Here is a 12,887-nt window from a genome sequence, read left to right on the forward strand (position 1 = left end):
TTCGAAGTTGTCGAAACGGGAGGACCAGTCACCATGAGCAAGGCCACGCGGACCGACGCGCCGCACGCCGCTGACAGCCACGACCTGATCCGCGTGCACGGGGCGCGCGAGAACAACCTCAAGGACGTCAGCATCGAGATCCCGAAGCGTCGGCTCACGGTCTTCACCGGGGTCTCCGGCTCCGGCAAGAGCTCGCTGGTGTTCGACACCATCGCCGCCGAGTCGCAGCGGCTGATCAACGAGACCTACAGCGCCTTCGTGCAGGGCTTCATGCCGACCCTGGCCCGGCCCGAGGTCGACGTCCTCGACGGCCTGACCACCGCCATCACCGTCGACCAGCAACGCCTGGGCGGCGACCCGCGCTCCACCGTCGGCACCGTCACCGACACCAACGCGATGCTGCGGATCCTCTTCAGCAGACTCGGCACCCCGCACATCGGTTCGCCCAAGGCGTTCTCCTTCAACGTCGCCTCCATCAGCGGAGCGGGCGCGGTGACGATGGAGCGCGCCGGACAGACCGTGAAGGAGCGCCGCAGCTTCAGCATCGTCGGCGGCATGTGCCCGCGCTGCGAGGGCCGGGGCACGGTCAACGACATCGACCTCACCCAGCTCTACGACGACTCCAAGTCGCTGAACGAGGGCGCGATGACCATCCCCGGCTACAAGGCCGGCGGCTGGAACTACCGCCTCTACAGCGAGTCCGGCTTCTTCGACCCGGACAAGCCGATCCGCAGGTTCACCAAGCGCGAGCTCCAGGACTTCCTGTACCGGGAACCCACCCGGATGAAGATCGCCGGCATCAACATGACCTACGAGGGTCTCGTCCCGCGCATCCAGAAGTCGATGCTCGCCAAGGACCGCGAGTCGATGCAGCCGCACATCCGCGAGTTCGTGGACCGCGCGATCACCTTCATGGTCTGCCCCGACTGCGAGGGCACCCGGCTCAACGAGGGCGCCCGGTCCTCGAAGATCAAGGGGATCAGCATCGCCGACGCCTGCGCGATGCAGATCAGCGACCTCGCCGCATGGGTGCGCGCACTGGACGAGCCGTCGGTGGGACCGCTGCTCACGGCGCTGGGGGAGACCCTCGACTCCTTCGTGGAGATCGGGCTCGGCTACCTCTCCCTCGACCGCCCCTCGGGCACCCTGTCCGGCGGCGAGGCACAGCGCACCAAGATGATCCGCCACCTCGGCTCCTCCCTCACCGACGTCACCTACGTCTTCGACGAGCCGACGATCGGGCTGCACCCCCATGACATCCAGCGCATGAACAACCTGCTGCTGCGCCTGCGGGACAAGGGCAACACGGTCCTCGTCGTGGAGCACAAGCCGGAGACGATCGTGATCGCCGACCATGTCGTCGACCTCGGACCCGGAGCTGGTACGGCCGGCGGCTCGGTCTGCTTCGAGGGCACGGTCGAGGGGCTGCGGACCAGCGGCACCGTCACCGGCCGCCACTTCGACGACCGGGCCGGGCTCAAGGACACGGTCCGCAAGGCCACCGGAGCGCTGGAGATCCGGGGCGCGAGCACGCACAACCTCCAGGACGTCGACGTCGACATCCCGCTCGGGGTGCTGACCGTGATCACCGGGGTCGCGGGCTCCGGCAAGAGCTCGCTGGTGCACGGGTCGATCCCGGCCACCGAGGGAGTCGTCTCCGTCGACCAGGGCGCCATCCGCGGCTCCCGGCGCAGCAACCCGGCGACGTACACCGGACTCCTCGAACCGATCCGCAAGGCGTTCGCCAAGGCCAACGGCGTGAAGCCGGCGCTGTTCAGCGCGAACTCCGAGGGGGCCTGCCCGACCTGCAACGGGGCCGGGGTCGTCTACACCGACCTCGCGATGATGGCCGGGGTCGCGACGACCTGTGAGGAGTGCGAGGGGAAGCGGTTCCAGGCCTCGGTCCTCGAGTACCACCTCGGTGGGCGGGACATCAGCGAGGTGCTCGCGATGCCGGTGACGGAGGCGTTGGAGTTCTTCGACACCGGCGAGGCGCGTACGCCGGCCGCGCACAGGGTCCTGGAGCGGCTCGCGGACGTCGGGCTCGGCTACCTCACCCTCGGCCAGCCGCTCACCACGCTGTCCGGCGGTGAGCGGCAGCGGCTGAAGCTGGCGACGCACATGGGCGACAAGGGCGGCGTGTACATCCTCGACGAGCCGACGACCGGGCTCCACCTCGCCGACGTCGAGCAGTTGCTCGGCCTGCTGGACCGGCTCGTCGACTCCGGCAAGTCCGTCATCGTCGTCGAGCACCACCAGGCGGTCATGGCCCACGCCGACTGGATCATCGACCTCGGTCCGGGCGCGGGCCACGACGGCGGGCGGATCGTGTTCGAGGGGACTCCGGCGGAGCTCGTCGCCACGGGGGGCACGCTCACGGCGGAGCATCTGGCGGCGTACGTGGGGGAGTGACGCACCGCGTCCTACAGCCGCGGCGTGAACCAGGTCGTCCTGCCCTCGTCGGTCGGGCGGACGCCCCACGGGGCCGGGGCAGGTGCGGACCGCGGTCGCTCACCTCGGCGGTGAGGCCGGTGGCGGTACGGTTGCGTACTGCACATTCTGTTGCGTATTTCGGAACTCTGGTGTCCGCGCGGCCGTGGCCTGTGGACGCCTTGACAAGGGTTTGCGGGCGCCTTCACACTGACGTTGCGTTCAACGCAATCCGTTTCGCTATACGCACCGAGGTGTCATGATGATTCCCGCGTGCCGTCTCGTGGATCTCCCCCGAGGCGAGGCTTACCGGCTCGACATCGATCCGCCGGTCTCGGTGTTCCACACCGACGACGGCGAGGTCTTCGCCATCGACGACACCTGCACCCATCAGGACGCCTCGCTCGCCGACGGCTGGCTGGAGGGCTGCGAGGTCGAATGCCCTTTGCACGCCTCGAAGTTCGACCTGCGGACCGGTGCCGTGGACGCCCCGCCGGCCAAGCGTCCGGTCCGCACCCACGAGGTCCACGTCGAGGACGGCATGATCTACGTCCGGCTCTCCCCGGACGCCCCCAACCTGCCGCCCTGCGTCGCGGCCCGGCTCGCCGGCGGACCCGCGTGAGGACGGTCGCCGTGGTCGGCGCCTCGCTCGCCGGCCTGTCGGCGGCCCGCTCACTGCGCAGGCAGGGGTACGACGGGCGGCTCGTGGTCATCGGCGACGAGCTCCACCGCCCGTACGACAGGCCCCCGTTGTCCAAGGAGTTCCTGGCCGGCTCCCTGGCCGAGAGCGAACTCGCGCTGGAGCCGGACGACGAGGACCTGCGGGCCGAGTGGCTGCTCGGCGTCCGCGCCGTCGGTCTCGACGGCCCGCGGCGCGTCGTACGACTCGCCGACGGCGGCGAGGTGCGGGCGGACGGCGTCGTCATCGCGACCGGCGCCGCCGCCCGGACCCTGCCCGGCGCGGACGCCCTGGCCGGGGTGCACACCCTGCGCACCCTGGACGACGCCCGCGCCCTGCGCGACGAACTGGCCCTCGGGGGACGGCTGGTGGTGATCGGCGGTGGCTTCATAGGTGCCGAGGTCGCCTCCACCGCGTACGCCCTCGGACTCGACGTGACCGTCGTGGAGGCGGCCCCCACCCCGCTGGCCGGACCGCTCGGCGAGACCATGGGCGGCATCGTCTCCGCCCTCCACGCGGACCACGGCGTACGGCTGCTGTGCGGGGTGGGCGTCAAGGGGCTGCGCGGCGGGAGCCGTGTCGACGCCGTCCTGCTGGCGGACGGCCGCACTCTCCCGGCCGACACCGTGGTCGTGGGGGTCGGCGCCCGCCCGTGCGTCGAGTGGCTCACGGGCTCGGGCCTGAGGCTCGACGACGGCGTCATCTGCGGTGCCGACGGCCGCACCGAACTGCCCGGTGTCGTCGCGGTCGGCGACTGCGCCTCCTGGTACGACCCGCGCGCGGCCCGGCACCGCCGCGTCGAGCACTGGACCGGCGCCCGGGAGCGGCCCGACGCGGCCGTGACCGCGCTGCTGGCGGGCGGCGCGGTGGAACCGGGCGCGCCGAGGCCGCCGTACTTCTGGTCCGACCAGTACGGCGTGAAGATCCAGTTCGCCGGTCACGCGGCCGCCGCCGACAGCGTGACCATCGAGGAGGGCGCCCGAGGCGACCGCAACGTCCTCGCCGTCTACCGGCGTTCCGGGCATCCGGTCGCCGTGCTCGGGATGAACCAGCCGCGGCTGTTCACGCGCTGGCGCAAGCAGCTCGCCGCGGCGGCCTGACAGCACCCGCGAGCAGCTCACCGCCGCTGTCGCTCCGTACAGAACGCCGTCCGCTCTTCCCGGCGTGCACCACCGGCCCACGACGTTCCCCCGAGGAGGGCACTGTGACCTCGACCAGCCTGCCGGACAGCCTGATCGCCACCCTTCCCGGCGCCTCCTACACCGATCCCGGGATCTTCGCCCAGGAGCAGGAGCGCATCTTCGAAGCGATGTGGTTCTGCGCCGTGCGCGCCTCCGACCTGCCCGGGCCCGGTGCCTTCCGGACCGTGGAGGTGGGCCGGGAGAGCATCCTGATCGCGCGTGCGCGGGACGGCTCGGTGCGCGCCTACTTCAACGTCTGCCGCCATCGGGGCGCCAGACTGTGCACGGATGAGTCCGGGGAGGTGAAGCGGGCCTTCCAATGCCCGTACCACGCCTGGACGTACGACCTGACGGGCAAGCTGGTGGCCGCGCCCAACCTGACGAAGATGCCGGACGTGGGCCGTACCGAGTACGGCCTGGCGAGCGTGGCCGTGCGTGAGTGGCTCGGCTATGTGTGGGTGTGCCTGGCCGAGGACCCGCCGCCCTTCGACGAGGTGGTCCAGGACGTGGTCGCCCGCCTCGGCGACACCGAGTCGATCGAGCACTACGACATCGCGGGGCTGGAGGTCGGCCGCAGGATCGTCTACGACGTCAAGGCCAACTGGAAGCTGATCGTCGAGAACTTCATGGAGTGCTACCACTGCGCGACGATCCATCCCGAACTCACCGAGGTGCTCCCGGAGTTCGCCGACGGATACGCGGCCCAGTACTACGTGGGGCACGGCGCCGAGTTCGGCGAGGACGTCCGGGGGTTCACCGTCGACGGGTCGGAGGGGCTGGACCGCATCCCGGGGGTCTCCGAGGACCAGGACCGCCGGTACTACGCGATCACCGTGCGACCGCAGGTGTTCGTCAACCTCGTGCCCGACCACGTGATCTTCCACCGGATGTACCCGGTGGCGGTGGACCGGACGGTCGTGGAGTGCGACTGGCTGTACCTGCCGGATGTCGTGCGGAGCGGGAAGGACGTCAGCCGGTCGGTGGAGCTGTTCGACCGGGTCAACCGGCAGGACTTCGACGCCTGCGAGCGCACCCAGCCCGGGATGCGCTCACGGCTGTACGCCAAGGGCGGTGTGCTGGTCCCCAGCGAGCACCACATCGGCGCATTCCACGACTGGGTCCAGGGACGGCTGGGGGCTCAGCCGGAGCCGGGGGTTCAGCCCAGGCCGGGGGCTCAGCCCAGGTAACCCATCCGGTGGCTGATCTCCTCGGCACCCTTGACCAGGACGGGGGCGAGCTCGTGCAGGCGCTCCTCGGAGAGCCGGTACGAGGGCCCCGAGGCGCTGAGCGCCGCGATGACCTCTCCGTCCCGGTCCCGGACCGGCGCGGCCATGGCGTGCAGACCGAGCTCCAGCTCCTCCAGGGCCCAGGCGTAACCCCGCTCCCGGGCCTCGGCGAGGTTCTTCTCCAGCTTCGTCCTCGCGGTGATGGTGCGCGGGGTGACCTTCTTCAGATTCGTCTCGGTCAGCAGCGCGGCGCGCTCCTCCGCGGGCAGGTGGGCCAGCAGGATCTTGCCGCTCGACGTGGCGTGCAGCGGGGTGAGCTGTCCGACCCAGTTCTGCGCGGTGACGGCACCCGGGCCGCGCACCTGGTAGAGGTTGACCGCGTACCGCTCCTGGAGCACGGCGACGTTCACGGTCTCGCCGATCTCCTCGGCGAGGTCCTCGCAGACCGGACGGCTCTGCTGGGTGATGTCGATGCGTCCGGTGACCGCGCCGGCCAGGCGCACGATGCCGAAACCGAGCCGGTACTTGCCGCGCTCTCCCGCCTGCTCCACCAGGCCGCGCGCTTCCAGGGCACCGAGGAGTCGGAACGCCGTGGACTTGTGGACGTCGATCTCGGCGGCCACCTCGCTGACCCCGGCCTCGCCGCGCTGGGCCAGGATCTCCATGACGTGAATGGCCCGGTCGACGGACTGCACTCCGCCGCTCGACGACCCTGTCGTTTCGTTATCCGGGTTGTAGTTGCTCACAACGCAACTATACGGCGGGTAAACAACAAGGACGTGAGTCTGTTTCGGCGACCCCGTGCATGTGTCGTGCAAGTTGCGCGCTTCGCAACCTGGTGCGTATCGCGATACCCGTACTAGCATGCCGCGCGTATCGACGGCGCGAGCGAGACGAGGCACCATGGCTCCTCAGCAGTACGACTTCGTCATCGTCGGTGGTGGATCGGCCGGCAGCGCACTGGCCAACCGGCTCTCCGCCGACCCGGGCAACCGGGTGCTGGTCCTGGAGGCCGGCCGGCCGGACTACCCGTGGGACGTCTTCATCCACATGCCCGCGGCGCTGACCTACCCGATCGGCAGCCGCTTCTACGACTGGAAGTACGAGTCCGAGCCCGAACCGCACATGGGCGGCCGGCGCGTGTACCACGCCCGCGGCAAGGTGCTGGGCGGCTCCAGCAGCATCAACGGCATGATCTTCCAGCGCGGCAACCCCATGGACTACGAGCGCTGGGCCGCCGATCCCGGCATGGAGACCTGGGACTACGCGCACTGTCTGCCGTACTTCAAGCGCATGGAGAACTGTCTCGCGGCCGACCCGGACGACGAGTTCCGCGGCCACGACGGCCCGCTCGTCCTGGAGCGGGGCCCGGCCACCAACCCGCTCTTCAGCGCCTTCCTCAAGGCCACCGAGGAGGCGGGGTACGCGCCGACCGACGACGTCAACGGCTACCGGCAGGAGGGCTTCGCCAAGTTCGACCGCAACGTCCACCGCGGCCGCAGGCTGTCCGCCTCCAAGGCCTATCTGAAGCCGGCCAGGAAGCGGCCCAACCTCACGGTCACCACGCGCGCCCTCGTCACCCGCGTCCTGTTCGAGGGCAAGCGGGCCGTCGGCGTCGAGTACCGGCACGGCCGCGGGGCGCCGCGGCAGGTGCGCGCGGCGGAGGTGATCCTGTGCGGCGGCGCGATCAACTCCCCGCAACTGCTCCAGCTGTCCGGCATCGGCAACGCCGAGGAGCTGCGGGCCCTCGGCGTCGACGTCGTCCACGACCTGCCGGGCGTCGGCGAGAACCTCCAGGACCACCTGGAGGTGTACATCCAGTACGCCTGCAAGCGGCCCGTCTCCGTGCAGCCGTACCTCGCGAAATGGCGCGCCCCCGTCATCGGCCTGCAATGGCTGTTCCGCAAGGGCCCGGCCGCCACCAACCACTTCGAGGCGGGCGGGTTCTGCCGCAGCAACGACGACGTGGACTACCCCAACCTGATGTTCCACTTCCTGCCGGTCGCGGTCCGCTACGACGGCTCCGTGCCCGCCGGCGGCCACGGCTACCAGGTGCACGTGGGGCCCATGTACTCCGACGCCCGCGGTTCCGTGAAGATCAGGAGCCGGGACCCGCGGGAGCACCCGGCGCTGCGCTTCAACTACCTGTCCACCGCGCAGGACCGCCGCGAGTGGGTCGAGGCGATCCGCGTCGCCCGCAGGCTGCTCAACCAGCCGGCCCTGGCTCCCTACAACGACGGGGAGATCTCGCCCGGCCCGTCCGTCGCGACCGACGAGGAGATCCTCGCCTGGGTCGCCAAGGACGGCGAGACCGCCCTGCACCCCTCCTGCACCTGCAAGATGGGCACCGACGAGACGGCCGTCGTCGATCCCGCCAGCATGCGCGTGCACGGAGTCGAGGGGCTGCGGGTCGTCGACGCGTCGGTGATGCCCTACGTCACCAACGGCAACATCTACGCGCCGGTCATGATGATCGCGGAGAAGGCGGCCGACCTCATCCTCGGCAACCGGCCGCTCGCCCCCTCCGAGGCCGTGTACTACCGGCACCGGGACGCCCGTACGGAGGCCGGGTAACACGGATTTCGCACGCGGCCGCTTGTGCCGGAAACCCGCCGGGGCCCCGTCGCGCACAAGGCGTCCGCGTGCCCAAACCGTCATCCCCCAACCCCTTGACGTGGGTTGCCGCATTCTCCAGAGTGTTCCACCACAAGCAATGCGATGCGCCATGCGCAACGAAATCGCTCGAAGGGCTCCCGACGTGGCAGACCTGTACGTGGACGGTGAATGGCGGGAGCCGGTGGCCGGAGGGCGCCGGGAGATCCGATGTCCGGCCGACGGCACGCTCTCCGCCACCGTGTCCGAAGGGACGCGCCCCGACACCGAGGCCGCCGTCGCGGCCGCCCGCCGGGCCTTCGACGAAGGGCCCTGGCCGCACACCCCCGAGCGTGAGCGGGGCGCCCTGCTGCTGCGCACCGCCGACCTGATCGAGCGCGACGCCAAGGAGTTCGCCCGCGCCGAGTCGCTGGACACCGGCAAGCGGCTGGTGGAGAGCGAGTACGACATCGCCGACGTCGTCTCCTGTCTCCGCTACTACGGCGGGCTCGGCGGCACCGACGCCGGCCGCGTGATCGACACCGGACGGGACGACGCCGTCAGTCGCGTGGTCCACGAGCCGATCGGGGTCTGCGCACTGATCACACCCTGGAACTACCCTCTTTTGCAAGCGAGTTGGAAAGTCGCCCCGGCCCTGCTGGCCGGCAACACGATCGTCCTCAAGCCCAGCGAACTGACCCCCTCGACGTCCGTCCTGCTGATGAAGGCACTGGAGGAGGCCGGACTCCCCGCCGGCGCCGCGAACCTCGTCCTCGGCACCGGTCCAAAGGTGGGGGCGCCGCTCGCCGAGGACCCCCGCGTCGACATGGTCTCCTTCACCGGGGGAGTGGAGACCGGCAAACGGATCATGGCGAACGCCGCCGCGACCGTGAAGAAGGTCGCCCTGGAACTCGGCGGCAAGAACCCCAACGTCGTCTTCGCCGACGCCGACTTCGAGACGGCCGTGGACTTCGCGCTCACGGCCGTCTTCCTGCACTCCGGGCAGGTCTGCTCGGCCGGCGCCCGGCTGATCGTCGAGGACCGCCTGCACGACCGCTTCGTCGACGAGGTGGTCCGCCGCGCCCGGCGGATCCGCCTCGGCGGCCCCTTCGACCCCGAGGCCGAGACCGGGGCGCTGATCTCGGCGCAGCACCTGGCGAAGGTCGAGGCGTATGTCGCGGCCGGTGTGGCCGAGGGCGCCGTCCTGCGCTGCGGCGGCCGGCGTCCCGACGACCCCGCCCTGGCGAACGGCCACTACTACCCGCCCACCGTGCTCGACGGGTGCCGGCAGGACATGCGGGTGGTGCACGAGGAGTCCTTCGGTCCCGTCCTCACCGTCGAGCGCTTCTCCGACGAGGACGACGCCGTGCGCATCGCCAACGACACCGAGTACGGCCTCGCCGGGGCCGTCTGGACGCAGGACGCCGGGAAGGCCCAGCGGGTCGCCCGCCGGCTGCGGCACGGCACCGTGTGGATCAACGACTACCACCCCTATGTGCCGCAGGCCGAGTGGGGTGGCTTCGGGCACTCCGGAGTGGGCCGGGAACTGGGACCGACCGGCCTCGACGAGTACCGCGAGCCCAAGCACATCTGGCAGAACATCCAACCCCGGCCGCAGCACTGGTTCCGCGGCTGAACGCCGAGAAGAGGTCGACCATGACCCCAACCCAGACCGAGGTGCCGCCGCGCCGCGGCACCCCCGAGGACGCGGCCCCCACGCCCGTCATATCCGTACGCGGGCTGTGGAAGGTGTTCGGGCCGAAGGCGGACCAGGTACCGGACTCCGAGGAGCTGCGCGGCCTCACCCGCCGCGAACTCATGGACCGCGCCGGCTGCACCGCCGCCGTGCGCGACGTGAGCTTCGACGTCGCGCCCGGCGAGGTCTTCGTCGTCATGGGACTCTCCGGCTCCGGCAAGTCCACCCTGGTGCGCTGCCTCACCCGGCTGATCGAGCCCACCGCCGGCGAGATCGTCTTCGAAGGCGAGGACATCCGGGACGCCGACGAGAAGCGGCTGCGCGAACTGCGGCGCAGCAAGTTCTCCATGGTCTTCCAGCACTTCGGTCTGCTGCCCCACCGCCGCGTCGTCGACAACGTGGCGTTCGGACTGGAGATCCGCGGTATGGGGCGGCCCGAGCGCACCAGGCGGGCGCTGGAGGTCGTCGAACTCGTGGGCCTGTCCGGCTACGAGAACTCCTACCCCGACCAGCTCTCCGGCGGTATGCAGCAACGCGTGGGCCTGGCACGGGCGTTGGCCGGCGATCCGGACGTCCTCCTCTTCGACGAGCCCTTCTCGGCGCTCGACCCGCTGATCCGGCGTGACATGCAGAACGAGGTCATCCGGCTGCACCACGAGGTCGGCAAGACCATGGTGTTCATCACCCACGACCTCTCCGAGGCACTGAAGCTCGGCGACCGCATCCTCATCATGCGGGACGGAAAGACGGTCCAGTGCGGCACCGGCGACGAACTGGTCGGCGCCCCCGCCGACGACTACGTACGCGATTTCGTCAAGGACGTGCCGCGCGGCGACGTGCTGACCCTGCGCTGGATCATGCGCCCGGCCACCCCCGAAGACCCCCTGGACGGACCCGAGTTGGGCCCGGACGTGGTGGTGAAGGAGGCCACCCGCGCGGTGCTCGCGGCCGAGAAGCCCGTCAGGGTCGTCGAGAACGGCGAACTGCTCGGCATCGTCGGCGACGAGGAGATCCTCGCGGTGGTCGCCGGGCAGGAAGGCGACGCCTGATGACCGTCGCCATGGAGAAACCCGAGACGTCGGGGGAGGCCGGGCAGGCCCCGCCGCCGCCACCCGCCGCTCCCGTCCGCAGGATCAGCCGGTCCATGGTGGTCGGCGCGATCCTGGTCGTCTGGCTCGTCCTCTTCGTCGTCCTGCGCGGGAAGCAGACCCTGTCGCTCGCCGCGGCCGATCTCACCGAGCTGCACCACCGGCTCAACGACGTCAACGACTCCATCGGCGCCAACCGCAACTCCAACCCGCTGTTCCTGTACTTCTTCAACGAGATCCGGCTGGTCATCGACAACCTGGTGACCTTCGTGCAGGACCTGATCTCCCAGCCGTCCGGCGACCGCCCGCTCCCGCAGATCGGCTGGCTCGGGGTCGTCGGGCTGGCCGGCTACGTCTCCTGGGCGGTCGCCAACTGGCGGGTCGCGCTGCTGGCCGTGGCCGGCTTCACCTTCCTCGGGCTCCAGGGCCTGTGGCAGGAGAGCATGGACACCCTGGCCCTGACCCTGTCCGCCGTCCTGGTGGCGCTGCTGTTCGCGCTCCCGCTGGGCGTGTGGGCGGGCCTGTCCGAGCGGGTCAGCCGGATCGTCACGCCGTTCCTGGACTTCATGCAGACGATGCCGACCTTCGTCTACCTGGCGCCCCTGACCCTGTTCTTCCTCATAGGCGGGGCCTCCGCCACCATCGCCACCGTCATCTACGCGGCGCCCCCGGCCATCCGCATCACCGCGCACGCCATCCGCTCGGTGCCCGCGACGACGGTCGAGGCGGCCGACTCCCTGGGCGCCACCCGACGGCAGACGCTGCTCAAGGTCCTGCTGCCGATGTCCGGGCGGACCGTGGTGATGGGCGTCAACCAGACCATCATGGCCGCCCTGGCCATGGTGACCATCGCGGCCCTGATCGACGCGCCCGGCCTCGGCAAGACCGTCGTCCAGGCCCTCCAGTCCCTCGACGTCGGCACGGCCTTCAACGCGGGCCTCGCCATCGTCGTCATGGCGATCGTCCTGGACCGGGTCACCACCGCGGCGAGCGGTCGCGCGGAGGCGGCCCGGCGGTCCGGCGGTCCGCTGCTCAAGTGGCGCCGGCACCTGCTCGTCGCCGGGGGAGCGGTGGCGGCGGTGCTCGTCTACCTCTCGCACACCTACGTGTGGGCGGCCGAGTTCCCCGGCGACGGCAGCACCGGCAGCACCGTCGCCAAGGCCGCCGACGACGTGACCACCTGGGCGCAGGACAACCTGTCCGGGCTCACCAACGGCTTCCGTGACGTCATCACCAACGGACTGCTCAACCCGTTCCAGACGCTGCTCACCGACTCCCCGTGGTGGCTCGTCGGGGCGGCCCTGCTCGGCGTCGCCGTGGTCCTCGGCGGACGGCGGGCCGGGATCACCACCGCCGTGTGCGTGGGCCTGCTGGTCGCCACCGGTGTGTGGTCGGACGGCATGACCACCCTGGCCTCGACCCTCGTGGCGACCGTGCTGGTCATGCTGCTCGGCGTGGTGGTCGGGGTGTGGATGGGGCGCAGCGCGCTGGTGGACCGGCTGGTCCGGCCCACCCTCGACGCGGCCCAGGTCATGCCGCCGTTCGTCTATCTCGTGCCGTTCCTCGCGCTGTTCGGCGCGACCCGGTTCACGGCCATCGTCGCCGCGATCGTCTACGCGGCACCGGTCGCCATCAAGATCATCGCAGACGGGGTGCGGACCGTGCCCGCGGCCACCGTCGAGGCGGCCACCTCCGCCGGGTGCAGCACCTGGCAGATCATCACCAAGGTCCAACTGCCGATGGCCCGCGGCGCGTTGACGCTCGCGACCAACCAGGGCCTGATCTACGTGCTGTCGATGGTGGTCGTCGGCGGCCTCGTGGGTGCGGGCGCCCTCGGCTACGACGTGGTCGCCGGGTTCTCGCAGGGACAGCTCTACGGCAAGGGCCTGGCGGCCGGACTCGCCATCGTCCTGCTCGGCGTCATGTTCGACCGGATCACTCAGGCAGCGGCTCGCCGCACCAGCGCATGAACGCCGTATCGGCGCACGATTAAGG

The 12,887-nt window shown here is 70.6% G+C and carries 9 protein-coding genes; 8 read left to right on the forward strand and 1 reads right to left on the reverse strand.

Translation table 11 applies throughout. The features are described 5' to 3' along the window. The first annotated feature begins 33 nt into the window (after window positions 1–33). The 4 genes from ACIQJT_RS10000 (at window position 34) to ACIQJT_RS10015 (ending at window position 5,477) form a co-directional block, all read left to right on the forward strand. The gene (locus ACIQJT_RS10000; RefSeq protein ID WP_402641675.1) at window positions 34–2,412 is read left to right on the forward strand and encodes an ATP-binding cassette domain-containing protein; all 2,379 of its coding nucleotides are present in this window, start codon (window positions 34–36) and stop codon (window positions 2,410–2,412) included. Window positions 2,413–2,689: 277 nt separating this feature from the next. After that, a complete protein-coding gene (locus ACIQJT_RS10005) occupies window positions 2,690–3,052 on the forward strand; it encodes a bifunctional 3-phenylpropionate/cinnamic acid dioxygenase ferredoxin subunit (protein WP_365448652.1) in 363 nt (120 codons plus the stop codon). Beyond that, window positions 3,049–4,209: an NAD(P)/FAD-dependent oxidoreductase gene (locus tag ACIQJT_RS10010; protein WP_402641679.1), complete on the forward strand. Its 1,161-nt coding sequence runs from the start codon at window positions 3,049–3,051 to the stop codon at window positions 4,207–4,209. Before ACIQJT_RS10005 ends, ACIQJT_RS10010 begins: the two co-directional genes overlap by 4 nt. A gap of 104 nt (window positions 4,210–4,313) precedes the next feature. Continuing rightward, the gene (locus ACIQJT_RS10015; RefSeq protein ID WP_402641682.1) at window positions 4,314–5,477 is read left to right on the forward strand and encodes an aromatic ring-hydroxylating dioxygenase subunit alpha; all 1,164 of its coding nucleotides are present in this window, start codon (window positions 4,314–4,316) and stop codon (window positions 5,475–5,477) included. Here the strand turns inward: ACIQJT_RS10015 and ACIQJT_RS10020 are convergent. Further along, on the reverse strand, window positions 5,465–6,211 hold the full coding sequence (locus ACIQJT_RS10020) for an IclR family transcriptional regulator (RefSeq protein WP_365449531.1): 747 nt from the start codon (window positions 6,209–6,211) through the stop codon (window positions 5,465–5,467). The two genes, ACIQJT_RS10015 and ACIQJT_RS10020, sit on opposite strands and share 13 nt — an antisense overlap. A gap of 208 nt (window positions 6,212–6,419) precedes the next feature. Here ACIQJT_RS10020 and betA point away from each other — a divergent pair, with 208 nt between their 5' ends. The 4 genes from betA (at window position 6,420) to ACIQJT_RS10040 (ending at window position 12,862) form a co-directional block, all read left to right on the forward strand. Next, on the forward strand, window positions 6,420–8,090 hold the full coding sequence (betA, locus tag ACIQJT_RS10025; RefSeq protein ID WP_402641685.1) for a choline dehydrogenase: 1,671 nt from the start codon (window positions 6,420–6,422) through the stop codon (window positions 8,088–8,090). 184 nt (window positions 8,091–8,274) lie between these two features. After that, window positions 8,275–9,744 (forward strand): aldehyde dehydrogenase family protein, encoded by a 1,470-nt coding sequence (locus ACIQJT_RS10030; protein ID WP_402641688.1) that lies wholly within the window; start codon window positions 8,275–8,277, stop codon window positions 9,742–9,744. Between the two features lie 20 nt (window positions 9,745–9,764). Further along, the gene (locus ACIQJT_RS10035; protein ID WP_402641691.1) at window positions 9,765–10,853 is read left to right on the forward strand and encodes a glycine betaine/L-proline ABC transporter ATP-binding protein; all 1,089 of its coding nucleotides are present in this window, start codon (window positions 9,765–9,767) and stop codon (window positions 10,851–10,853) included. Continuing rightward, on the forward strand, window positions 10,853–12,862 hold the full coding sequence (locus ACIQJT_RS10040) for an ABC transporter permease (RefSeq protein WP_402641696.1): 2,010 nt from the start codon (window positions 10,853–10,855) through the stop codon (window positions 12,860–12,862). Before ACIQJT_RS10035 ends, ACIQJT_RS10040 begins: the two co-directional genes overlap by 1 nt. Window positions 12,863–12,887: the final 25 nt, after the last annotated feature.

The organism is Streptomyces sp. NPDC091972 (assembly GCF_044756385.1).
Taxonomy (GTDB): domain Bacteria; phylum Actinomycetota; class Actinomycetes; order Streptomycetales; family Streptomycetaceae; genus Streptomyces.

What these genes read in the sequence shown, in the direction of transcription:
- betA (WP_402641685.1), top strand. Translation starts at nt 6,420, where the DNA reads ATGGCTCCTCAGCAGTACGACTTCGTCATCGTCGGTGGTGGATCGGCC.
- ACIQJT_RS10035 (WP_402641691.1), top strand. Translation starts at nt 9,765, where the DNA reads ATGACCCCAACCCAGACCGAGGTGCCGCCGCGCCGCGGCACCCCCGAG.
- ACIQJT_RS10005 (WP_365448652.1), top strand. Translation starts at nt 2,690, where the DNA reads ATGATGATTCCCGCGTGCCGTCTCGTGGATCTCCCCCGAGGCGAGGCT.
- ACIQJT_RS10040 (WP_402641696.1), top strand. Translation starts at nt 10,853, where the DNA reads ATGACCGTCGCCATGGAGAAACCCGAGACGTCGGGGGAGGCCGGGCAG.
- ACIQJT_RS10000 (WP_402641675.1), top strand. Translation starts at nt 34, where the DNA reads ATGAGCAAGGCCACGCGGACCGACGCGCCGCACGCCGCTGACAGCCAC.